We start from the raw sequence: 21,654 nt of genomic DNA, 5'->3' as shown, positions 1-21,654 counted from the left end.
GTTGACTGAACATCACCCCTTGGATCTCCGATTGGCTCGAACAGGCCCTGCTCAGGGCCTGTTGGCGCCTGCCCGGACGCATGAGAGGAACCACCGGTGACGACGACCGAACAGGACCCCCGTACCCGCACGACGACCCCGATCGTCCGGGGCCTCGCCCTCCTGGACAAGGACCCCCGTTACGACCGCCGGACCGGGCAGGCGGCTCTGCCGGTCGAGGTCTGCTTCCTTGACGGGACGAAGACCACCGCGACGCTCGACATGGACCCCGGACAGGTCCTGCTGCTGAGCCTCCAGCTGGAGCGGGCCATCGCCCTGCGCGCGGAGGACCCGAAGGCGGCGTCCGCGTGAGTCGGCCTGCGATATCCGACCCGCTCGGAACCGCCCTGACCTGGGTGTGGGCGGTCGGTACGGCCGCCGGGCTCGCCATGGTCGGCCTGCTCGCCCAGGGTGAGTACGCGGCTGCGCAGGTGGCCATGACGCACCCCTCGCTCAGCGTCGACGACAGAGGTCCGGACGACACCGCCGGATAGAGCGTTCCGAATCCGAACGCGCAGTTCGCCTCACGGCAGGTGCTGACAGCACCTTCGCCGGCACACGTGCTCAGCCACACCTGTGAAGGGAAGCCATGACCAGCCTGCTCAGCAGCGATACCCACCCCCTGCCCGTCTCGGTCGCGTTCAGCGGCCCCGACAACACCGGGAAGACCAAACAGATCGGGGTCCTCGCCCGCCGCATGGGTTCCGCGGCGACCTCGGCGGGACCGCTGGACCTCTACGACCCGCGCTGGGCGGCCATCAAGGCCGACGGCATGGGCCGCTGGTGGTTCGAGACGGGCCCCGTCGAGGAGGTCGCCGATGTCCTCGCCGCCTCCTATCTGGAGCGCTCCCGGCACCCGTTCTCCGCGTCGGTGCGGTTCTTGGACCGGGGTATCCCGATGCTGGAGGTGACCGTCGCTGCCACCGTCGCCGTGCGGGAAGACCTGGCCGCCCCGCAGGCCGCCGACCGCGCCCGCTTCCTCCTGGCGCCGTACGAGACCGATCTCCGTGCCGCGGAGGACAGCGAGCGTTCCCTCCTGCTCCTGCACTGCAAGGACGTCGAGGCAGGGACCCGCCGGAGCCTGTCCCACGAGGCCACCGTCACGGACGTCTACGCGGCCTACCAGCGCCACCTTCACGAGCAGATCACCCGGCTGGTCAAGGACGGCCGGTTCGGCGAGACGATCCACATTGGTGACCGGCCGACCGTCACCATCCAGGACGAAGTCCGCCGCATCCTGGCCCCTCTCCACCCCGCCATTCCCGGCCGGGCGATGGCGGGCGTGCATGTGACCGCGCTCGGCGGGATGTCGGAGAGCGGCAAGAGCACGGCGGGCGAGTACCTGCGTACGCATCACGGGCACGCCCGCCTCAAGATCGGCTACCTGATCGAGAACGCGGCTGGCCGGGCGGGGATCGCCGACCCGTACCGGCTGGGGCCGGTGGTGCAGGCCGAGCTGATCGTGGACGCCCTGGACCGGTACTGCGAGGCCCACCACTTCCTCGACTCCGTCAGCATCGAGTCGCTGCACGACTTCGACTCGGCGGTCGAGCTGGCCAGGATGCTCGGCCCCCAGCTCACCATCACCTACCTGGATACCTCCGCCGCCGTCCGTGCACAGCGCGGGACGGCGGGAGCCCAGGACGTTCTCGACCGCGACCTCGTCAAGAGCGCTCGGGGCGCCGACAAGATCTCCTCCATCGCACAGGAGGTCATCGGCAACGACGGGGGCCGCTTGGAGCTGGAGCGGCGGCTGGACCGTATGGCGCTGACCCGTCAGTGGCCCGAGCATCAGCCCAGCACGATGCCGGTCAACGCCCTGGGCCTGCCCGTGCACCTGGAGTCATACCTCTCCGAACTCCTCGACCGCCTGACCGGGCCGCACCCGCTGATCGACCTCCTGGCCGTCACCGGGAGCGGAGCCCGCGGCAAGTACCAGCACGGCTGGAGCGACCTCGACGTGTTCGTCGTCGCCGACGCCGAGCACTTGGACGGGATGCGGACCGTGCTGGCCGACCTGGGGGATGAACTCGGTGGGGTCAAGCTCGGACTGACCGTGCTGACGCGTGCGGAGTGCCGGGCCGGCACGGTCACCTCCCGGCTCCTGCACGTCCTCGCGCTCATCGGCAGCGGCGGCCTCATCCCGCTCTGGTGCGCCCCCGGCCTGGCCTTGCCGGCCCCGGACGCGGCCACCGACGTCGATGCGAGCCTGCGCGACGGCATCCAGGCCGCCATCGAGATCCGCCGCCAGCTCCTGAAGGGTTCGCCCGACCTCCGGGACCTCTACAAGGTCACCGCGCTCCTGGCGAAGATCCAGCTCCGGTTCAGCGGGAGCGAATGCCCCTCCGACAGTGACGCCCTGCGCCTTCTCGTCGAAGCGGGCCACCAGGACACCAGCGTGGTCGCGGCAGCCCGCACCGAGCGGACCGCCGCAGAGGAACTGGCCTTGGCCGTCCTGCGGGGCTGGCTGGCCACCCTGCCGGGAGAGGCAACGTGAGCGCGGCCAGCCTTCCGAAGAGGGCGGCGGGGCTCGCCTTCCGCAAGGAGGTCGCCACCCGCGAGGCGGCCGAAGCCGAAGCCAGGGGCTGGGCCCAGCTCGTCGCCCGCTTCCAGGTGCCAACCCTGCTCGGCCGTCCGGCACTCCCGGACCGCCACCTGCTCGCGTACGAGGACGTCTTCGCCAGCGGGCGCTGCGAGTTGCTGCTCGGCGACGTGATCAGCCTGGCCGACCGGGACCCTTCCGAACTGCCCCGCCTGGGACGGCTCATGGACGGTGTCTGTCACGACCTGCGGACCGCGGCGGCCGACACCGGGACGGTGGTCCCGATCGCCGAGTGCGTGCCCGACCTCTACCTCGACCGGATCCGGCCCGGCGGTCGGCTCGACCGCTGGTACCTGCAACGGGACCTGCCGGTCGCCCTCCCCCACACCACGGCGACCCTCACCCTCCAGGGACTCGCCGACTACACCGTCACCGCCAACGGACGACCGCTGACGCTGAACGTCGCCTCCATCATCGACAGCGCCCGTCAGGCCCTGGCTCCGGACCAGCGATGGCTGGCCGGGCTGACCCAGGGCGACCCCACCGAGCCCAACATCGCCGATCCGCTGTGCTGGCTCGACTTTGAATTCGCCGGCCGCAACACCGCCGTCGGCGAGGCAGCCAACCTGCTCTGGTACCTCATGGCCATGGGCGGCTGGCTCGTCCCCCGCTACCAGAGCGACGTGTACGCCCGCACCCTCCGCCTGGCCCTGCCCACCCAGACCACCCCGAGCATCGACCACCTGGAACTGCACCCCACGACCCAGCACATCGACATCCGCTACTCCTGGAAAACCGGCCCCGGCCGTCACGTAGCCATCACAGGCGCACTGCACGGGCTCTGCGAGCAGGGCGGGATCGGCATGGCCGACCTGCACGCCTTCCTCGCTCTGCGGATCCTCGGCGTGATCCCGCCGACGCGGCTCAGCGGCCACGACCTGCTGCTCGTCCTGATCAAGCTCGCCGAGAGCCAAGACCCAGCCACCGGCCTCGACGCCTTCTTCACCACCGCACCGGCCCCTCACCCCGACCCCCGCGAACGGAGCCGCAATGTCCCTGCCCCTGCTTGAGGCACCCCTCCAGGCCCGGCCCCTCCAGGGCCGCAACGCCCTGGTCACCGGTGGAGCCACCGGCATCGGCGCTGAGATCGGACGGGCCCTCGCGGCCGCCGGAGCCACCGTCGCCGTCAACCACCTCGGCCAGGACCCCGACGCCCACGCCCTCCTCGCAGCCTTCGAACGCGACGCCAGCCCCGGCATCGCGGTGAACGCCGACCTGACCGACCCCACCGCCGTCCAGACCATGGCCGACCTCGTCCGCGCCGAGATCGGCCCCGTCGACATCCTCGTGAACAACGCCGGCTCCTACCCCCGCGTCCCCTGGCAGGACACCGACGAAGCCGCCTGGAACTACTCCCTCGACGTGAACCTCACCGCCCACTACCGCACCTGCCACGCCCTGACACCCGCCATGATCGAACGCCGCTGGGGCCGGATCGTGAACATCGGGAGCGTCAACGCCCGCGCCGGCCGCACCAACCTCGTCGCGTACAGCACGGCGAAAGCGGGCTTGCTGGGCCTGACCCGTTCCCTGGCCCGCGAGCTGGGCCCGCACGGGATCTGCGTGAACACGGTCCTGCCCGGCGCCATCCAGGTCGAGGCCGAGACCGTCATACCCGCCCAGCACCGAGCCCGCCCGGAAGACCAGATCAACCGCCAGTGCGTCCCGCGACGCGGACGCCCTGAAGACGTCGCGGCCCTGGTCGCGTTCCTCGTGGGCCCGTCCGCGTCGTTCATCACTGGGCAATCCGTCCACGTCGACGGCGGCTGGCTGCTGCACTAAGACGTCAACAAGCAAGGAGACAACGCCGAATGATCGAACGAGTCCGAGCCGTCCTCGTCACCGCGGACGACACGATGCTGGTCATCCGCCGCACCAAGCCGGATGTCCCCGAGTACTGGGTGCTGCCCGGCGGCGGGGTCGAGGAGAGCGACGAGTCCCGGGAAGCTGCCCTCCACCGCGAGATCCACGAGGAGATCGCGGGGAAGGCCGACATCATCCGCCTCCTGCACACCATGGAATTCGACAAGGAGCGTCAGCTCTTCTACCTCGCCCGCATCACGACGTGGTCCTTCGAAGACCGCACCGGACCCGAGTTCAGCGCCGAGGGCCGCGGCGAATACGCACTTGAAGAGATCCCGCTGACCGTGGAGGGGCTCGACAGTATCGACCTCAAGCCCGAGGAGATCGTCCACGTCCTGCGCGGCGCCATCGTCGCCGGCGGACTCGGGGCTGGGATCGTGGTCTAGGACCCACCTACATGCCGCCGGGGCCAACGCTGAAATGCGTTGGCCCCGGCGGTGTCTATGCGGTCAGGCCCTTGTTGCTCAGGCGGGTGGCGAGTGTGCGTGCTGTCGGGGTGAGACTGCCGAGTACCTCGTGGCCGTAGGGGGTGTTCAGGCGGGTTGCGAGTTCTTCCAGTTCGGCCCAGTGCGTGGCCATCTGTTCGAGGGCCTGCTGGGTGCGATGGATGGTGTTCTGCCGCTGGGAGTGGTGCTGTTCGGCGAGCCGGTGGGCCTCCTGCCAGGTGAGTTCGCCCCGCTCGGCGCGCTGGGTGAGTTGGGGCGTGGTGGTCCCGTCGGCCTGGAGGAGGGCGTCTACCTCTTCGACGCGCAGGCGGAGCCGTTCTTCTTCGAGGCGCCGGTCGAGTGCGGTGGTTGCCTCTTGGAGAGTGAGGCTTTCCTTGATGACCTGGTCTGCGAGGTCAGGAGCGTGCTGGCGTAGCCGGTCCTGCAGGGCAAGGAGTGCGGCGATCTGTTCCTTCCGCCGGCGGACCATTTCGTACGCGGCGTCGAGGCGGACGGTGCCGACCCGGACCTTTTCGGCGAGCTCGGGGTCGTGCTTGAGGACGGTGGTGGCGTTGGAGAGCCTGGTCAGGCTGATCGCGTGGAGCTTCGCGTGGCTCCGCAGGGAGTGTTCCGAAATGGAACGGGCCATCGCGAGGATCATGGCCCGCTGGCCCTGACTGATGTGCCGGCGTACGACGTTCGCGCTGAAGATCAGGTGGAAGGGGTCCTTGCCGTCGTACGTCGTGAAGTGAGGTTCGACTCCGGCGATCTCGCAGGCGGCGAGGCGGTTGCGGCCGTCGAGGAGGACGCCGTCGGGCGCGAGGACGATCGGCTTGAGGAGGCCTTCGTTCTTGATGGACTGGGCGAGGTCGTGCATCTCCTCCTCGTTCAGCATCGGGAACATGGCGGCGAAGGGGTGGGTCTTCAGGATGGACTCCTTGTCGGGTGGGGTGTCGGGCTCAGCGCGTACGGCGCTGCTGGGTCGGTTGGGCTGCGCCAGCCGTGGGTGGCGTGGACGGCGGCCGCCTTGGGGCGGTCTGCAGAGGCAGTTCGGCGAGGTGTCGTAGACGCCACACCAGGACTTCGCTGATGGATGCCGCTGTTGTCAGGTCCCGTTGACCTGCCGCTTCGGTGAGCAAGGCGGCAGGGTCATGACCGGCGGCTTCGGCGTCGGCGAGGGTGGTGGCGAGTGCGGGCCAGCCGGGCTCGGCCAGCACTCGCACGGAGTGTTCCGAGAGTGAACGGTGCAGGGCAGCCGCCTGCCGGTGAAGGACCGGACCCGGAAGGAGACGGCCGCGCTGGGACAGGGCGCGCAGCGGCTCCACGGCAGCAGCCCCGAGGGTGGTACGCAGGTATCCGGCTGCCTGGTCGGCGGCTTCGGCCTGCTGGTCGTGGTGGCGGATGTGGTGCCAGTGCTGGGCTGCGACGACGGCCAGCAGAACGGCGTCGAGGAGGACCGCTAGCAGGGCTCCGTCCTTCGGTGCGGGTTCACGCACGATCGCCTTGATCGCCCGACGTGTGGCCTGGGCTTGCTGGTGGCGCGCGCGGATCCGGGAGCGGCTGGCCCGCTCGAAAGCGCCGGCTGCTTGGGCGAGCTGCGGCTTGTATCCGGCCGGAACGATCAGGACGAGTGCGTCGAGGGTTTCGGCGAGCACGGTGATATGCGCCTGGCCCGTGGCCTCGTCTGCCTGGTCGAGCACCTTTGGGATGCGGCCGGCCGCTTCGGTGACCTGACGCCACGCTGTCTGCCGCTCTGGGCGCAGGCTTACGGGGACGGATGCGGTGAGGCCGAGGCGTTCGGTGATCTTCGGGTAGGAGAGGTCGGAGGCGAGGGTGGAGCCGGAGAACCAGACGGGTTCGTCCTTGGCGTTGGTGTCGTCCGGGAGCGCGACCTTGTAGCCACGGATGTCACCGGAGGGGAAGTGCTGGACGTCCACCAGTACGCCCGTGCCGCGGAGGATGGTGAAGAACTCCTCGGTGTTGGTGGCAGCGGCCACCGCGGTACGGACGGTGGTGCGCAGGCGTTCGCGCGGGGTGGTGGCGTGTCCGGTGCGGCGGGCCTTCTCCTTCTCGGCGCGGGTCGGGCGTTTGGCAGCGGTGTGGTCGCCGCGCAGGACCTGGCGCAGGCCGTACTCCTTCTCGATCGCGGCGCATTCTTTGTCGGCGCTCAGGTAGTCGTTCCAGTGCCGGGGCTCGCGGAGGTCTCCTCGGACCTTGGTGGCCACGATGTGGATGTGGTCTTCGGCGTGGCGGACGGCGACCCAGCGGCAGGCGTCGGGGTCGCCTGCGGGAGCGATGCCGGTGGCGTTCAGGATCCGGCGGGCGATCGTCGCCCACTGCTCGTCGGTGAGGACCGGGTCCTCGGGTGCGGCTCGGACGGAGCAGTGCCACACGTGCGCCTTCGGGGCCCGGTCGCCGGCCTGCTCTACGCGGAGGTCGAGGGCGGTGGTGAGTTGGGCGAGGCTGGCGTTCGGGTCGCGTCCGGGATCCGGGGCGAACCCGTCCCACGAGTCCACGAGGTGGGGGTCGGTGTGCTCGTTGGCTCGGCCGGGCTCGTAGAGGTAGTTCAGGACGCCTCGGGTCCTGCTGCCGGCCTTGCCGATCTTCGCGATCAATCAGGCCGCCCGCTTAGATACGGCCGCCTGGTACGAGGCGGTGTCGATCGCCTCGGCTGCGGTACGGGTGAGGGCAAGGAGACGTTCGGCCTGGGCCAGGACGGCACTGTCCACAGGATGGGGACGGCCTCCGGAGTTGAGTTTGAAGGCGATCTGGTTGACGTTCTTGCCGATCGGGGCGATCTCCGCGCGCAGGGCGGCGAGCTCGTCGATCAGGTCGTCGAAGGAGGTGCGCTGGCCGGGGACCTCGAAGCCGCCGTGGAGGTAGGCCATGACGATCGCGCCCACGAGGTGTGCGCTGGCCAGGCCGAGGCGGCGGGCCTCGGTGAGGATCGACCGCTTCTCGATGACGCTGTAGCGGACGTCGACGCGCTGGGTGCGCTGCACTCCTTCGCGGGCACGGCGGCGGGCAACGCGGTACAGCGCGGCCTCGTCAGCGGCGCGTACGACGGCGGGAACGCCGACCGGCACGCCGACCTCCCCCTGCTCCGGTGCGCTCTCGCGCCGGGGCTCCTCCGCCACCCCCGGGGCGGAGGCTGCGTTGGACCGGCCCTTGGACGGTCCAACGCCATACCTTGCTGCCTGGTCTGGGCTTGTGTTGGTCGGTATCAGCCCTGTTGGTGGTGGGAGTTCGTGAGAGTGCTCGTGCATGGGGATCTCCTGAGTTGGTCGGGGTCACGGTGACGGGGAGCTAAGAAAGGTCGGCCATGACCTGGTCCCGGCCCGTGCTGCTCAGTACGGGCCGGGGGCGCGGGGCCGGGCCGGTCAGGCAGTGGTGTCGGCGGATTCGGCGTGGAGTACGTCCATCGCACCGACCAGGCGGTCCTTGCCGACGGGGTAGCCCTCCTTCCGGACGGCGGCTTCGAACCTCTTGCGGGGGATCAGCCCGTCGGGTCCCCGCGGAACGGTGCGTCCTATGGAGACGAGCTGCTCGTCGCTGGCAGCAGGACGGCGGCCCTTCCGCTTGGCGAGTGGCTTGGGGACATCCGCCTCGGCAACCGGAGGGCTTTCCGCCGCCCCATCGCTGTCGCTCGGCGGCACTGGTGGTTGCTCCTCGGCCTGTTCCATCAGGGGGACGGCAGGCTCCTGCTGGGTCTGGTGCTGGCGGGTGACGAAGTAGAAGTGGACGGCGCCGGCCAGGGCGAGGGGTGCGATGGCGGAAAGGGCGCCGACGGTCACGTCATCCAGGTGGAGTCCGTCGTGGCGGACCTGCTGGTTGAGGCGGATGGCATGCAGGGCGTTGGCCCAGATGCTGGTTGCTGTGGCCAGGCCGACCAGGGCCCAGACGTACATGCGGGCCCGCATGGGGGCTGTGCGCAGGAGCAGGAGGGCGCCGATGCCGATGGCGATGAACCCGTCGATTACGAGGGGGAAGGCGTACGTGAGCGGTCCGGGGATGTGGGTGGCGACTGCCATCTGGCGCAGGGCGGCGTACGAGAGGGCGAAGGCGGTGACGCCGAGGAGGGTGATGCCCAGGCGGATCGCGGTGATCCCGAGCGCGGTGGGGGCCGGGATGGTGGGTGCGGACAAGCGGGAGTGCTCCAAGGGGGTGGGGGCGGCGGCCTCAGCCATTGCGGGCAGGGCAGGGCGAGGCCGCCGCCTGGGAGGGTGTGGACCCGTCGCGACTCGTCGCGTGCCTGGTCAGGGCAGGTACGGGTGGGGTGGTGATGTCGAGTCGACTCGTTGCGGGCCTGCGACTCGTAACCGGTCTGACCTGCGGCGCGACGGGTCGCGACGGGTGGTGGCGGGTCAGGCGCGGCTGGCTGGCTCCGGCTGGGGCGCGGTGCAGTAGCGGGCCCAGGCGTCGGTGAATTGCAGGCGGGTGAAGCCCTTGGCCTGGACGTCGCCGTGGAAGCGGCGGTTGGCCGAGCTGATGCCGTAGTCCTTCAGCAGGATCTGCAGGCCGCGCGGGGTGAGGCCGTTGGCGGTGTAGTCCGGCCAGGGCGTCTCGTCGTCCTTGTTCAGGATGTCGAGGAGGCGGCTGGTGCGGATCACCGGCGGATTGCCCTCGGCTTCGAAGGCGCGGCGGATGTCGGCCAGGAGGCGGATGCCGAGGCCGCTGTTGTCCTGGTCTTGATCCGCCTCGTGCTTGGTCATCGCCCGGCAGGCGGTGCGGGCGAGGCCGGGCCACGGGCCGCCCGCGAGGTCGGCGACGGCGACCAGCGGCTCCCACGTATCGGCGGCCCGGTCCTCGACCGGCATGGAGGGCTGCAGCCCCGTCGCCTCGGAATGGAGCGGGGTCAGCCAGGCGGCGAGCCGGTCGCGCACGGCGTTCAGCCCGGGGATGTCACGTGCGCTGCGGAATGCCGCCACGCTCTCGCCCGGCCTGCGGCGGCGCATCCGGATCACGACTGACCGGTCCATGATCGTGTCGGGCAGGTCGCCGATGCCGGCGAGGGCCGCCATGGCGAAGGTGGGGAACTTCGTCACCTCGTGGTTGGGCCCGGAGACCCGCAGGGTGGGCCGACCGCGCTGGGCACCCGCGTTGAGGAGGCCGCGCATCTCCTCGTTCTTCTCCGCGACCTTCGCGGAGCCGAACAGGGTGTCGGCCTCGTCGACCAGGAGGGTGGGTGGCGTCGCGGTGATCGACCGGAAGATCGCGGCGGCGGAGGCGTTCACCGTGACCAGTGGATCGTGGACGGTCTCGGTGATCACGTCCAGCAGCCGTGACTTGCCGCACCGCTTCGCGGGACCGACCACGGCCAGCCGCGGTGCGTGCTGCCATGCCGTCTGCAGATGCGTCGCCGCCACCCACAGGGTCACGGCGGTCAGGGCTTCCGCGCTCGGAAGGATGACGTATCGCTCGATCTCGGCACGCAGGTCACCGAGGACCTGCTCGCCCAGGCTCACGGGGCCGATGATTCGGGCCCGGGCAGCTACGGGCAGGGTCGGGGTCTGCGGGATGGAGGGCGGCTCTTCCTCCGCTCCCTGTACGGGATCTTGCAGGTGGGCGCCCGGCTGACCGGGTATCGCCGTCACGGGCCAGGCAGTGGGGGTCGACTCGGGATCGGTGGAGAGTGGGGTCAGGTCCAAGGGGCAGCTCCTTCTTCGGTGGCCAGGGGCATGCAGCAGCGCCCGGGTACCGGGTGGTCCGCGCGCTGCGGCTGGTGGTGTTGGGGGTATCGGTGCCCGCCGGGCTCGATGCGCCGGAGGCAATCCGCCCTCGCTCGGAGGCAGTTGCCTGGCTCGGGGGAACACGAACAGTACGTACGACCCCCGCCACAGTCCAGCGATTCCGTGTCAGCTCCGCGCAGAATCCGACGGCGCGGCGTCGCGCCGTCATGCGGCTAGTCCCAGCAGGTTCAACAGGTCGGCGGTCACCACCCGGTAGGCGTTGCCGAACCGCAGGACCTTGCACGGGTACTGGCCGCGCTTCGCCAGCTCGTACCCCTTGCTCCGCCCGAGCCCCAGGGCCCGGTTGCCCGTGTCCAGGTCAACGGCCACCGGAAGGGCAAGCAACTGCTCCCGGCTCATGCCCTTCGGCTGGCCGGCCATCTCGTCATCACGCACGTGGGCGCTCCTGTCCTCACAGCCCACGGCGAACACGTCCTCGCATTCGTCTCCAGGCCTTGATTACTAAGTCTGAAGAAGCAAATGTGTCTCCATGACACAAAATCGTTTCGATGATGGAGATGAGGACGACGTACCCGAATGGGCCGACCGAGTCATGGCCGACGTGGCCCGCGAAGTCCGACGACGGAGGAAGGAGATGAAGTGGAGCGCCCAGGAACTGGCCGACCGGTGCGAGGCGATCGGCTTCCCGATCCCCCGCAACGTCATCGCCAACATGGAGTCCGGCCGGCGCGCGGTCCTGCCGCTGGTCGAGGTGATGGTGCTGGCGAAGGCGCTGTACACCCACCCGATTCACCTGATCTACCCCGTCGGGTACGTGAACGAGGTGCAGCAGCTCCCGCTCACGTACCCGGTGAAGCCCGCTGAGGCCATGCGCTGGTTCGCCAACCTGGACTACAGCTTCACCGCGGGCGAGCACCACATGCTTCGCGGCCATCTCTCCCATGAGGCGGCGGTGCTCGCCGCCTCGGAAGCGATGCGGGGCGAGAGCCGCCAACGGCAGATCGCCGGCCAGACACCCGACGACGCCGAGCGTGCCCAGGCCCTGCGCGCCCAGGCCGACTTCGCCGAGCGCGCCGCCCAAGCCAAGGCCGTACTCCGCGGCGAACGCCAAGACCTCTACGCGAGCGGTGGCAACCTGCCCGACCTGCCGTCCTCACTCACCGACATCGACCCACCCGAAGGCTACGAAAGGGACACCGATTGAAGGGCTCCACCCACCGCCGCTGCTACTGCCGAGACGTGGAGACCGGCAAGCCACTGGGCAAGGCGTGCCCCAAGCTCGCCACCCGCAAGCACGGCTCGTACTCCGTCCGCCAGGAGCTCCCGCCCCGCGAGGACGGCACCCGCCGTTCCTTCAGCCGCGCCGGCTACGAGACCCTCAAGGCCGCCCAGGCCGACCTCGACCACATACGCGCCCTCCTGGGCCTGGCCGAGACCGACGACGTCGAAAACCTGGCCCAGCTCGCGGACATGCTGGAGCTGGTCGCCGAAGAGAAAGCTCCGCTCCCCGACATCGAAGCAACCCGGCGGCGCCTGAGCCACGGGCTGGACCTGACCAGCCGGCTGACCGTCGGCGAGTGGCTGGACATGTGGCTCTCCGGCAAGAAGGGGCGGCCGAGCGCCATCAGCCGCGACGAGAGCAACATCCGCGTGCACCTCAAGCCGCGCATCGGGCACCTGCGGCTGGACCGGCTCCGCGTCATCCACCTGACGGAGATGTTCGACGCGATCGCCGAGGCGAACGTCGAGATCGCCGAGGGGAACGCCACACGTCGGAAGGCGGTCGAAGACCTCGCCCTGATCCCCTGGAAGGGGCGCGACCACCGCACCCGGCGCAAGGCGATGAAGGCTGCCATCGACGAGATGGATCCCTACCGGCGCATCGTGGGGCCGTCCACGCGCCAGCGCGTCCGCTCGACGCTGCGGGCCGCGCTGAACGCCGCGATCGCCCAGCAGCTCATCACCTTCAACCCGGCCGCGCACGTCGACCTGGAGGCGGGCAAGCGGCCGAAGGCGCTCGTCTGGACCGACGAACGCATCCTCCACTGGAAGCGGACTGGCGAGAAGCCTTCGCCGGTGATGGTCTGGACGCCGGAACACACCGGCCTCTTCCTCGACCACATCGCCGAGGACCGCCTGTACGCGCTGTTCCACCTGATCGCCTTCCGCGGGCTGCGGCGCGGTGAGGCGTGCGGCCAGCGATGGACGGACACCCACCTGGACGCCGGACTCATCACGGTCGCCAAGCAACTCGTCGTCAACGGCTGGGAGGTGTACGAGGACGACCCGAAAACCGACGCCGGCGCCCGCACCATCGCGCTCGACTCCGACACCGTCCACGCCCTGCGGCGCCACCGGGTCCAGCAGGACAAGGACCGTGCCAAGTGGGAGAGCGCCTGGGTGGAGACGGGCCGCGTCTTCACCCGCGAGAACGGGGAGCTCCTCCACCCCGCGAACGTCACGCGGCGCTTCATCGAGCTGTACGAGGAGATCGGGCTCCCTCCGGTCCGCCTCCACGATCTGCGCCACGGCGCCGCGACGCTGGCTCACGCGGCGGGGGCCGACCTGAAGGACATCCAGGAGATGCTCGGCCACTCCTCGATCACCATCACGGCGGACACCTACACGAGCCTGCTCCCCGAGGCCGACCTCGCGATCGCCGAGGCCGCAGCCCGGCTCGTACCGCGCGCTCGGGCGGCCGACCAGGAGGCCCCCACCAAGGCTTCCAAGGCTGCCGAGCCAGCAGAAGAAGGTGCAGCGCACGTGCCGGATCGTGCCGATCCATCGGCGGGAATCCCGGAGGTCATCCGCACGTCCGCTCACGCACCGCTCACGCAAACGGCCCCGGACGAGGAGTCCGGGGCCGAATAAAGTGCTTCCCTGGGGAGAAACCCCAGGTCAGCAGCTTGCAAACTGTGCCCTCGGCAGGATTCGAACCTGCGACACCCGCTTTAGGAGAGCGGTGCTCTATCCCCTGAGCTACGAAGGCGGGCCTTGCGTGAAGCGTGGCTGAACACTCTGCGTGAGAGTCCGGCTCGCCTCGGCAAGGTCCTGGGCTGCCTCAAGGGCAGCCCAGGGACAGGGTAGCGGATCAGTGGGGGGCTCCGCGGCTCAGTTCTTCGGGGACCCGGTGAGGCCTTCTGCGCTCGGCGTCCGCGTCGGCGTAGGTGGGGTCTTCCCGGTGGCGGGCCGCGCTGGTGGCGTTCTGGGCGAGGAGGAAGCCGAGGACGACCAGGCTCTGGGCGTCGGCGCCGAAGGCGATCATGCGGCGGTTCCAGAGGGAGCGGTCGAGCTGGGAGCCGGCCTGGGCGGAGACGGCCAGGGGGCCGGACTCGGCTGCGGAGGTGTTCTCCAAGTGCTGGGTTCGGGCGGTCAGGACGCGCATGCCCCAGTCGTCCAGAGGGCACCACCGAGGCAGGGTCTTCGTCGAGCCGTGCATCCATACCCGGTGCCCGGTGAAGTCGAGGTCGGCGGGGCGGATGTGCCCGATCTCTCCGCTGAATCCGCCCGCCAGGGCCAGAGCTGCCGCGGCGGCGTGCCGGGTAGGGCGCTCGACGTACTCGGCAGCACGGCGCACCGCGATGGCCTCGTCGTCGTTCAGTGGGGGGCCTTTCGCCAGTCGGTGCCGATCAGCAGCTCGCAGTGCCCTCGCAGGGCCTCCGCGGCGTCACTCAGCCTCAGCCGCGGTACGAGAACGACGTCCGCGTTGTAGGTCGAGGCGACGAACACCGGGATGCCGGCCACCGCGAGCGGGGCGAGCAGGCGCGCCAGGACGCCGGGGACGTCCAGACCGTGCGGATCGTCACCGCCGTACAGGGCCACCCAAGGCTCCCCGCTGTCGTGAGAGGCGGCCTGACGGATCACCGTGAGCCCTTCGGGTGCCCGCACCAGGGCCAGCCAGGATTCGGCGTCCACGGAGTCGAGGTGTTCGGCACGTTCTACGACGAAGTGCCCCGGAAGGGCACGCAGTTTTTGGAGCGACTCATTCATTCAACCCTCAAGGTGCATAGCAATATGCGGTTGCGGTCACCCGGTGTGCCGCACACGGATCAATCCGAGCACACGGCGGATGTCTCGGATGCGTACACCGCGTGTCAGGTTCCGGACCTGACTGGTTCCAGACGCCCGCAACCGATGGACGCTACGACTTCGGCCGGAAAGAATCCTCCGGGCGGCCAGTGCCAATGTGCTCTTTCGAGAGCAATCGTCACTGGCCGGGCCCATCCATATAGCGTTTGCCGAAGAGGAGTTTTCCGGTGTCACTCGCCGTTGAGTTGCCCACTGCCGAAGCGTTGCCGGTCAGGGCAGCTGATGGAGTTCCGTATCTGGAGCTCACGAAGTCCGAGAGTTCGCAGCTCAAGGAGATGGCGGATGAAATCCTCGACCTCAGTCCGGATCTCCCCCTGGAGCGGCAGCTCAACCGCCTTGCCCTGCTTGCCCACGAGGTGCCCGCGTCGCTCCGCGCGAACCTGACCAGCTTCCGGCTGACGGGACGTCCGTACGGCGGCCTGATCGTCTCCAATCTGCCGATCGACGAAGCGGCCGCGGGCCCGACACCGGTGGCCTACACCGACGAGCCGGCGAGCCGCGAGGCCGCGCGGGCGGGTGCCCTGCTGCTGCTGCTCGGCTCGCTGATGGGCGACCCCGTCTCTTACCTGACGCAGCAGCGCGGCAAGATGGTCCTCGACCTCTTCCCGATCCAGGGGCATGAGGACCAGCAGCTGGGGTCGAGCTCGACGGTCAACCTGGAATGGCACAACGAGGATGCCTTCCACCCCCTGCGCGCTGACTGGATCATGCTGCTCGGGCTGCGGAACCACGACAAGGTGCCGACCACCTTCGCCCCGATCCAGGACATCGAGCTCTCCCCGAAGGCCCGCGAGGTGCTGTTCGAGGAGAGGTTCGTCATCCTCCCCGACGAGTCCCACACGGCGCAGTTCAACGCCGAGACCACGGGGCTGGAGGAGAGCGACTGGACCGAGCGCGCCTTCGAGCAGATCGCGCGGATGAACGAGGCCCCGCGCCGTACCGCGGTCCTCTCCGGCAACCCCGAGGCCCCGCACATCTGCATCGACCCGGCGTTCATGCCGCGCGACCTGGACCCCGAGGCCGCAGCGGCTCTCGAGGAGATCATCTCCGGAATCGACAAGAACCTGCGCGACGTGGCCCTGTCCCCGGGCGAGATGCTGATCGTCGACAACAAGCGCGCCGTCCACGGCCGGAAGCCGTTCACCGCGCGGTACGACGGCACCGACCGATGGATCCGCCGCATCAACGTCATGGCGGACCTCCGCCGCGCGGCAGGGCGCCGGTACGGCGACCACGGCCGCGCACTGGTCTGACGTACTGCCCGGTCCCCCTGGTGGAGCGATCCGCCGGGGGGACCACCCCCACGGAAGGTGTCATGACTCAGCTCGAAACTTCCGCACGGCGACCCGATATCGCGGCATACCCCACATCCGGGGCGTTCCTCGCCGTGGGCGGAATCATTATTCTGCAGACCGGTGTCGCCTGCTCCGAGAAGCTCTTCGCGCACCTGGGTGTGGCCGGCACGGCCTGGCTCAGGCTGTTGATCGCCGCGCTCCTGCTCTTCGTATTCGTCCGGCCGGTCCTCTTCGGGAAAACGGCGCGGCAATGGGGCGCTGTCGTATTGCTCGGGGTCGTTTCGGCCGGCATGACCCTGCTGTTTTCCGCAGCTATCGCACGCATTCCTCTTGGTATTGCGGCGACCATAGAATTCCTGGGACCCCTGTCCGTGGCAGTCCTTGCTTCACGCCGCCTCGCGCACTGGATCTGCGCGCTCCTTGCCGGCATGGGCGTGGTCCTGATCTGCTTCTTCGGCTCGGCCGGTTCCGCCGGAGCCCTCGACTACGCCGGTCTGGCCCTGGCGTTCGGGGCGGCGGCCTGCTGGGCTGCCTACATCGTGTGCACGCGCGTCGTCGGCGAGGTCTTCGAGGGCTATCAGGGCCTCGCGGTCTCCATGGCCGTCGCCGCGCTCATGGTGACCCCGGTCGGTTTCCAGCAAGGCATGACCGGGCTGCTGGACAGCCCTGAGCCGGTCTTGCTGCTGGCTGCGGTGGCGGGGGTCGCGCTGCTGTCGCCCATGGGTGCGTTCGCGATGGAGATGACCGCTCTTCGGCGCATGCCGGTACGGACGTTCGGGATCCTCACCAGCCTGGAGCCGGCCGTGGCTGCGCTGGTCGGTCTGGTCCTGCTGAGCCAGTCCCTGGGCCCTTATCAACTAGCCGGTCTGGCCTGTGTCGTTGTGGCGAGCGCGGCCGCCACCTGGGCGGACCGGACCGGCCGGGCCCAACAGCCGAACATGAACGAGGAGATGCGATGAGCACGAAGTGGACCGAGGTCGGCGCGGGCGTGTTCCAGCGCCGGTACGAGCCCTGCGATGTGACGGTGACAGCCGTCGTCGGTTCGGAGGGCGTCGCCGTGGTGGACACGCGGTGCTCACTGGAGGAGGCCCAGGAGATCAAGACGGACATCGCCGAGTTCGCTTCGGTGCCCGTCCGCTGGGTGGTGAACACCCACTCCCACCTGGATCACACCTGGGGCAATGTCGCCTTCGTCGCTCCACATCACGTTCCGGCGGCTCAGATCTGGGCGCACGAGTCCGTACCCGCGGCTTTGACGCCGGACGACCCCGCAGTGGCGTTCTTCCTCGACACCTTCACCGACCGCGGACCGGACTGGCAGGCGAAGATCGACCGGCTGCAGATCGCACGGCCCACCGAGCTCGTCAAGGAGACCTCGGTGATCGACCTCGGTGACCGCGTCATCGAGCTGAGGTGGACCGGGCGTGCCCACACGGCCGGCGACCTCTGGGTCGTGGTTCCGGACGCCGACGTCGTGGTGGCGGGGGATCTCATAGAGGAGGCAGGGGCGCCGATCTGGGGGCCGGACTCCTATCCCTTCGAGTGGCAGGCGACCATCGATGCCGCCGCGTTCATCCAGGCCGGCACCGTCGTCATTCCGGGCCACGGCGCACCCGTTGACGCGGCGTTCGTGCGGGAGCAGCGCGAGTTCATCGCGTCGGTCGCCGAGGAGATCCGAACGCTGCACAGCGCCGGAGTCTCCCAGGCCGATGCGCCTTCAGCCGGCACCTGGCCCATACCGGAGCACCGTACCCGCCATGCGGTAGCCCGCGGATACGCGGAACTCGACCGGCTCGCCGCGTCGGCCGCGGCTGACAGCTCTGCCTGATACCGCCGCACCAACCCGTCACAGATCAAGGCTTCGCTCGCGGGAAGCTCTCAGCTCAGAAGGTATGTCGATGAACATTTCGCTGGAGAAGTACGACGTTGACCCGGTGCACGGCTTCCTGCCCGCAGCCGACCCCTTGGTCCGGCTTCCGGAGCCCTTCGCGCAATGGGACGACATCGCGGCCCAGCTTCCGAAGCACCTGGTGAGCGGCCGTGGGCGGACTCTGCTGAAGGAAGTCGCTCCCCTCGACGTGAGCGGGTTGCAGACGGCGGCTGAGCTCGAGCGGGCCCTGCTGCTGCTGTCGTACTTCGGCCACGCGTGGATCAACGACACCGAACCTCCCGCACAGTCGGTGCCCGCGAACATCGCCGTCCCCTGGGCTGCGGTGGCCGACCGGCTGGGCCGCCCGCCGATCCTGTCGTATGCGACGCAGCAACTGCACAACTGGCGGCGGCTGGACGGCGACCGGCCCGTCGAACTCGGCAACATCGTCAGGCTGCAGGACTTTCTGGGCGGGATGGACGACGACTGGTTCGTCCTGGTGCACATCGCGATCGAGGCCGCCGCGGCACCCGGCCTCCTCGCGGCCGTAGAGGCCCAGGACGCCGTGCTGAACGGTGATGCCGAGGCGCTGACCGCGGCCCTGCGGCGGGTGGCCTCGAGTCTCGCGGCCATGGAGTCGGTGCTCGCCAGAATGCCCGAACGCTGCGATCCGTACGTCTACTACCACCGGGTGCGGCGCTTCCTCTTCGGCTGGAAGAACAACCCCGCCTTCCCGGAGGGAATCCTGTACGAAGGCGTGGCCGCGTTCGGTGGGCGACCGCAGCAGTTCAGCGGTGAGACCGGCGCGCAGAGTGCGATCGTGCCCTTCTTCGATGTGGTCTTCGGGATCAGCGACGAGTCCGATCCACTGGCGGACTACATGCACTCGCTGCGCGACTACCTGCCGCTTCCCCACCGTGCCTTCATCGAGGAGGTCGGCCCGAGGGCCGACCTGCGCGGACTGCTGCTCCGAGAGCGGCCCGCGCAGGCCGTGGCCGCGTACAACGAGTGCATCGAGTCCATGCACGCGTTCCGGAAACTGCACTTGGACTACGCCGCGCGGTACGTGCAGCAGCAGGCGCGACGCGACGAGTCGAACTCCAACGAGGTGGGCACGGGTGGCACACCCTTCATGCGCTACCTGCGCCGCCATCTGGACAATGTGCTCGACCACGTCATCCGCTGAAGCCGGGCGCGCCGGCAGCTGCGGGAGCCCGCCTCACAGCTCCAACCAGCCCAGCCGGGCGGCGCTGAACCCCGCCTGGAAGCGGCTTTCGGCGCCGAGCTTGCTGATCAGGTCGGCGACCTGACGGCCGACGGTGCGCTCGGAGACCCCCAACTTGCGGCTGATCGCGTCGTCGGTCAACCCGGCGGCAAGCATCTGCAGCACCTCACGCTGACGCGCGGTGAGCTCGACCGCCATCGAGGTGGACTCATGAGGTTCGGTGCCGCGCCCAGTGCCCGCCGTCACCGGGGTCAACAGGGCTCCGCTGCCCCAGCAGTGATCGAAGATGTCCTCGAAGATCCCGACCAGGACCTCGCCCCGCACGCGGACCGCCGAGACCGTGTCATAGGACTGGTGGAGGGACTGGGGAAAGGCGACGAAGGCAAGGGTGTGATCGATGATGATCAGCCTCATGGGCAGCTGCTGCGCGGTGCGTACCTGACCGCCGACCTCGGTCAATCTGCGCAGATAGTCGGCGACACGGGGCACGGCGGCGGTGGACGCCATGTGGAGGGTCCGGATCTCCGTGCCCCGCGCCAGCACTGCGGCATCCCGGTCGAGGCCGTTCTCCAGCATCTCCTGGGGAAGCGCCTTGCCCGGGTGCATGGACAGGACGCGGTAGCGCGCGTGATGTGCGGCATCCTCCAGCGCGGCCGTGACCTCCGCTTCGCCGACGAGGACTTCGATCTGTGCCTCGGAGACGTCCCTGCAGTGGATCGGGCGGAACGTGTTGACGAGGGTGTCGACCGCACGGTGTGTGCCGGCAACGTCGTGCAGGACGGCCAGCGAGTTCCGCATCGCCTGACCGAGGAGCGTGTGGACCGCCGAATCGGGGGTCAGCACGGACCATCCGCTGGGGAGGGTGCCTGATTCGACCAGCAGGCTGAGCTCCGCCAGCCGCGCCACAGCTCCGTCGAGTTCCTCCCGGGACCAGGACATCTCGGCGCACACCCGGTCGGGACACCACAGAGGGTCCTTCAGAATTCGGGAATACAGTACTTCGGCGTGATCCTGACTTACATGCGGCATCGCTGCGCCCCCCGTGATGACCTCTTAAGGCCGTTGAGCCGATAATTCAAGCACGGCGCAAGAAGCCTAGCTACGTCTGTCCAGGGGGTGGTCGCATGAAAGTAAAAGGGCACGCGAATGTGCCGCTGAGGTCCAGCGATCAGCGGGTACATTTCGTCGGAATGGTTAATTTTCGCGTCGGTTAATCCCTGCGGGTTGGCTGCCGTAGTTGCAATGTGTCCGCTTTTGTCGGCGGCTCTTGGATTGCAGAGGAGGGCGGCTCGAACCTCGTTCCGCCCTGCGGGGCATGCTGCTCCCGCAGGGCCAGAGGGAGTGCGGCAGTCAGCCCCAGATCAGGGAGAACAGGGTCAAGAGAGGCATGAGATATTCCTTCCGCAGGTTAAAGGTGACCGGCGTGGAATGTCGTGGATGCCCGGTCATCGTGTTGAACACTCGACCGTGCGCTGGATATTCTGCGGCGCACGGGGTGGCACAACGCTGGGCCATCGCAATGGGAGTTTGCTAGGTCTCTCCATCGCTCCAAGATTCTATCTGTGGACGAGGGTGCACGGAAGAGTGATCTCTGCCCGGTGGTGACCGCGGCGATGAATTAATCGTTGCCGAACCGGGCGATGGGGCGAAAGGGATTTACGGGCCCGACAAGGAGAGGTCCGACTCTCCGAGGAATGCGCCCAAGGAGGACAGAACTTCGGGCGTCGGCCGATAGAAAACCCAAGTGCCGCGCCGCTCCGAGGTGAGCAGGCCCGCCTCGCGAAGCTTCCGCAGGTGGTGACTCACGGTGGGCTGGGAAACACCGACGTCCGCGATGTCGCAGACGCAGGCCTCACCGTTCGGATGGGACATCACGCGAGAGAGGAGTCGAAGCCGCACGGGGTCCGACAGCGCTTTGAACAGGGCGGCCATGGTTTCCGCCGCCTGCTCGGACAGCGCGGCGTCAGTGATGGGCGGGCAGCACGCCGGCGCTGCCGACGTCGGTGGATTCGCCTCGGGCATGTTCCCGCGCCGGTCAGGCGGTGGAGGCGGGGCGGCCCATCACGGCGTCCGCCGCGCTGGGGAAACAGGCCACGCAGGAGACGTTGATCGAGTAGAACGCCGATGTACCCTGCCGCTCGCGCAGCACGAAGCGCACGTCGGCAAGCAGTTTGAGGTGGTGCGACACCGTGGACTGCCCAACGCCCATCCGCTCCACGATCTCCCCGACGCTCATGGAGCCCGGTGCGAGGGCCAGCAGATTGAGGATCTGCACGCGCGTGGGGTCGGACAGTGCTTTGAACCACGTGGCGTAGGACTCCGCCGTCGCGCGGTCGATCAGCTGTGCGTTCATCGTACCCGTCATGGTTCATCGACCATATTCGATGTTCCACAGGCAGGCAAGGGTCACCTTCGCCAGGCCGCGCGGTCCCGCGTGCCTGCCTCGCTCGGTCACGCTTGCCGCGAGGGGCCGATCGGCGGACGACTCGCCGAGCAGGCCGCTCACCGGATGGGCAGTGCGCCGCATGTACGAACCCCGAGGCATTGCCTGGACCA

At 69.0% G+C, this 21,654-nt stretch carries 23 protein-coding genes and 1 tRNA gene; 12 read left to right on the top strand and 12 right to left on the bottom strand.

Annotation, left to right across the window (positions count from 1 at the left end; all coding sequences use genetic code 11):
* The first annotated feature begins 96 nt into the window (after positions 1-96).
* The 6 genes from AC061S_RS07745 (at position 97) to AC061S_RS07720 (ending at position 4,890) form a co-directional block, all read left to right on the top strand.
* Entirely contained in the window at positions 97-351 is a 255-nt protein-coding gene (locus AC061S_RS07745) for a hypothetical protein (protein ID WP_478685091.1), read from the top strand.
* Positions 348-533 (top strand): hypothetical protein, encoded by a 186-nt coding sequence (locus AC061S_RS07740; protein ID WP_478685090.1) that lies wholly within the window; start codon positions 348-350, stop codon positions 531-533. Before AC061S_RS07745 ends, AC061S_RS07740 begins: the two co-directional genes overlap by 4 nt.
* 95 nt (positions 534-628) lie before the next feature.
* Complete coding sequence (locus tag AC061S_RS07735; RefSeq protein WP_478685089.1) at positions 629-2,536, top strand: nucleotidyltransferase domain-containing protein; 1,908 nt, start codon at positions 629-631, stop codon at positions 2,534-2,536.
* Entirely contained in the window at positions 2,533-3,651 is a 1,119-nt protein-coding gene (locus AC061S_RS07730; RefSeq protein ID WP_478685088.1) for a hypothetical protein, read from the top strand. The genes AC061S_RS07735 and AC061S_RS07730 overlap by 4 nt, the downstream gene beginning before the upstream one ends.
* Positions 3,632-4,423, top strand: coding sequence for an SDR family NAD(P)-dependent oxidoreductase (locus tag AC061S_RS07725; RefSeq protein WP_478685087.1), 792 nt, complete (start codon positions 3,632-3,634; stop codon positions 4,421-4,423). Before AC061S_RS07730 ends, AC061S_RS07725 begins: the two co-directional genes overlap by 20 nt.
* A 29-nt stretch (positions 4,424-4,452) precedes the next feature.
* Complete coding sequence (locus tag AC061S_RS07720; protein WP_478685086.1) at positions 4,453-4,890, top strand: NUDIX hydrolase; 438 nt, start codon at positions 4,453-4,455, stop codon at positions 4,888-4,890.
* Between the two features lie 55 nt (positions 4,891-4,945).
* Here the strand turns inward: AC061S_RS07720 and AC061S_RS07715 are convergent, their stop codons facing one another.
* From AC061S_RS07715 to AC061S_RS07690, 6 genes are all read right to left on the bottom strand, one after another.
* Entirely contained in the window at positions 4,946-5,833 is an 888-nt protein-coding gene (locus AC061S_RS07715; protein WP_478685085.1) for a ParB/RepB/Spo0J family partition protein, read from the bottom strand.
* Between the two features lie 55 nt (positions 5,834-5,888).
* Positions 5,889-7,544, bottom strand: a complete 1,656-nt coding sequence (locus tag AC061S_RS07710; protein WP_478685084.1) for a relaxase/mobilization nuclease domain-containing protein — start codon at positions 7,542-7,544, stop codon at positions 5,889-5,891.
* Complete coding sequence (locus AC061S_RS07705) at positions 7,545-8,066, bottom strand: plasmid mobilization relaxosome protein MobC (RefSeq protein WP_478685083.1); 522 nt, start codon at positions 8,064-8,066, stop codon at positions 7,545-7,547.
* A gap of 243 nt (positions 8,067-8,309) precedes the next feature.
* Positions 8,310-9,116 carry a DUF2637 domain-containing protein gene (locus tag AC061S_RS07700; RefSeq protein ID WP_478685082.1) on the bottom strand — a complete coding sequence of 269 codons (807 nt, stop codon included), beginning with the start codon at positions 9,114-9,116 and terminating at the stop codon, positions 8,310-8,312.
* A gap of 177 nt (positions 9,117-9,293) precedes the next feature.
* Positions 9,294-10,577: a DUF3631 domain-containing protein gene (locus AC061S_RS07695; protein ID WP_478685081.1), complete on the bottom strand. Its 1,284-nt coding sequence runs from the start codon at positions 10,575-10,577 to the stop codon at positions 9,294-9,296.
* Between the two features lie 246 nt (positions 10,578-10,823).
* Positions 10,824-11,039: a hypothetical protein gene (locus tag AC061S_RS07690; RefSeq protein WP_478685114.1), complete on the bottom strand. Its 216-nt coding sequence runs from the start codon at positions 11,037-11,039 to the stop codon at positions 10,824-10,826.
* A gap of 109 nt (positions 11,040-11,148) precedes the next feature.
* Here AC061S_RS07690 and AC061S_RS07685 point away from each other — a divergent pair, with 109 nt between their 5' ends.
* A complete protein-coding gene (locus AC061S_RS07685; protein WP_478685080.1) occupies positions 11,149-11,823 on the top strand; it encodes a helix-turn-helix domain-containing protein in 675 nt (224 codons plus the stop codon).
* Entirely contained in the window at positions 11,820-13,490 is a 1,671-nt protein-coding gene (locus tag AC061S_RS07680) for a site-specific integrase (RefSeq protein ID WP_478685079.1), read from the top strand. Before AC061S_RS07685 ends, AC061S_RS07680 begins: the two co-directional genes overlap by 4 nt.
* 45 nt (positions 13,491-13,535) lie before the next feature.
* On the opposite strand, the gene AC061S_RS07675 is transcribed toward AC061S_RS07680, so the two are convergent.
* From AC061S_RS07675 to AC061S_RS07665, 3 genes are all read right to left on the bottom strand, one after another.
* Positions 13,536-13,608: transfer RNA gene (locus tag AC061S_RS07675), tRNA-Arg, on the bottom strand.
* A gap of 102 nt (positions 13,609-13,710) precedes the next feature.
* On the bottom strand, positions 13,711-14,196 hold the full coding sequence (locus AC061S_RS07670; RefSeq protein WP_478685078.1) for a hypothetical protein: 486 nt from the start codon (positions 14,194-14,196) through the stop codon (positions 13,711-13,713).
* A gap of 20 nt (positions 14,197-14,216) precedes the next feature.
* Complete coding sequence (locus AC061S_RS07665) at positions 14,217-14,609, bottom strand: ACT domain-containing protein (protein ID WP_478685077.1); 393 nt, start codon at positions 14,607-14,609, stop codon at positions 14,217-14,219.
* A 266-nt stretch (positions 14,610-14,875) separates the two neighbouring features.
* Here AC061S_RS07665 and gntD point away from each other — a divergent pair, with 266 nt between their 5' ends.
* The 4 genes from gntD to AC061S_RS07645 all read left to right on the top strand — a co-directional run bounded on the left by gntD (position 14,876) and on the right by AC061S_RS07645 (position 19,059).
* A complete protein-coding gene (gene gntD / locus AC061S_RS07660; protein ID WP_478685076.1) occupies positions 14,876-15,961 on the top strand; it encodes a guanitoxin biosynthesis L-enduracididine beta-hydroxylase GntD in 1,086 nt (361 codons plus the stop codon).
* A 62-nt stretch (positions 15,962-16,023) separates the two neighbouring features.
* Positions 16,024-16,962 carry an EamA family transporter gene (locus AC061S_RS07655; RefSeq protein WP_478685075.1) on the top strand — a complete coding sequence of 313 codons (939 nt, stop codon included), beginning with the start codon at positions 16,024-16,026 and terminating at the stop codon, positions 16,960-16,962.
* Positions 16,959-17,831, top strand: coding sequence for an MBL fold metallo-hydrolase (locus tag AC061S_RS07650; RefSeq protein WP_478685074.1), 873 nt, complete (start codon positions 16,959-16,961; stop codon positions 17,829-17,831). Before AC061S_RS07655 ends, AC061S_RS07650 begins: the two co-directional genes overlap by 4 nt.
* A 70-nt stretch (positions 17,832-17,901) precedes the next feature.
* Positions 17,902-19,059: a PrnB family protein gene (locus AC061S_RS07645; protein ID WP_478685073.1), complete on the top strand. Its 1,158-nt coding sequence runs from the start codon at positions 17,902-17,904 to the stop codon at positions 19,057-19,059.
* 33 nt (positions 19,060-19,092) lie between these two features.
* On the opposite strand, the gene AC061S_RS07640 is transcribed toward AC061S_RS07645, so the two are convergent.
* From AC061S_RS07640 to AC061S_RS07630, 3 genes are all read right to left on the bottom strand, one after another.
* Positions 19,093-20,037, bottom strand: a complete 945-nt coding sequence (locus tag AC061S_RS07640; RefSeq protein ID WP_478685072.1) for a helix-turn-helix transcriptional regulator — start codon at positions 20,035-20,037, stop codon at positions 19,093-19,095.
* Positions 20,038-20,754: 717 nt separating this feature from the next.
* The gene (locus AC061S_RS07635) at positions 20,755-21,120 is read right to left on the bottom strand and encodes an ArsR/SmtB family transcription factor (protein ID WP_478685071.1); all 366 of its coding nucleotides are present in this window, start codon (positions 21,118-21,120) and stop codon (positions 20,755-20,757) included.
* Between the two features lie 13 nt (positions 21,121-21,133).
* Entirely contained in the window at positions 21,134-21,451 is a 318-nt protein-coding gene (locus AC061S_RS07630; RefSeq protein ID WP_478685070.1) for an ArsR/SmtB family transcription factor, read from the bottom strand.
* Between the last annotated feature and the right edge of the window lie 203 nt (positions 21,452-21,654).

The sequence above is a fragment of the Streptomyces sp. CA189 genome (assembly GCF_056428985.1).
Note: the sequence above shows the minus strand (reverse complement) of the source record. Positions and strands in the feature narration are given on the sequence as shown.

Bases quoted from the DNA above. Each gene is read 5' to 3' on its own strand.
- AC061S_RS07715 (WP_478685085.1), bottom strand. From the start codon at position 5,833: ATGTTCCCGATGCTGAACGAGGAGGAGATGCACGACCTCGCCCAGTCC.
- AC061S_RS07735 (WP_478685089.1), top strand. From the start codon at position 629: ATGACCAGCCTGCTCAGCAGCGATACCCACCCCCTGCCCGTCTCGGTC.
- AC061S_RS07640 (WP_478685072.1), bottom strand. From the start codon at position 20,037: ATGTCCTGGTCCCGGGAGGAACTCGACGGAGCTGTGGCGCGGCTGGCG.
- AC061S_RS07700 (WP_478685082.1), bottom strand. From the start codon at position 9,116: ATGGCTGAGGCCGCCGCCCCCACCCCCTTGGAGCACTCCCGCTTGTCC.
- AC061S_RS07635 (WP_478685071.1), bottom strand. From the start codon at position 21,120: ATGCCCGAGGCGAATCCACCGACGTCGGCAGCGCCGGCGTGCTGCCCG.
- AC061S_RS07685 (WP_478685080.1), top strand. From the start codon at position 11,149: ATGACACAAAATCGTTTCGATGATGGAGATGAGGACGACGTACCCGAA.
- AC061S_RS07655 (WP_478685075.1), top strand. From the start codon at position 16,024: ATGACTCAGCTCGAAACTTCCGCACGGCGACCCGATATCGCGGCATAC.
- AC061S_RS07650 (WP_478685074.1), top strand. From the start codon at position 16,959: ATGAGCACGAAGTGGACCGAGGTCGGCGCGGGCGTGTTCCAGCGCCGG.
- AC061S_RS07665 (WP_478685077.1), bottom strand. From the start codon at position 14,609: ATGAATGAGTCGCTCCAAAAACTGCGTGCCCTTCCGGGGCACTTCGTC.
- AC061S_RS07720 (WP_478685086.1), top strand. From the start codon at position 4,453: ATGATCGAACGAGTCCGAGCCGTCCTCGTCACCGCGGACGACACGATG.
- AC061S_RS07725 (WP_478685087.1), top strand. From the start codon at position 3,632: ATGTCCCTGCCCCTGCTTGAGGCACCCCTCCAGGCCCGGCCCCTCCAG.
- AC061S_RS07690 (WP_478685114.1), bottom strand. From the start codon at position 11,039: ATGGCCGGCCAGCCGAAGGGCATGAGCCGGGAGCAGTTGCTTGCCCTT.
- AC061S_RS07645 (WP_478685073.1), top strand. From the start codon at position 17,902: ATGAACATTTCGCTGGAGAAGTACGACGTTGACCCGGTGCACGGCTTC.
- AC061S_RS07630 (WP_478685070.1), bottom strand. From the start codon at position 21,451: ATGAACGCACAGCTGATCGACCGCGCGACGGCGGAGTCCTACGCCACG.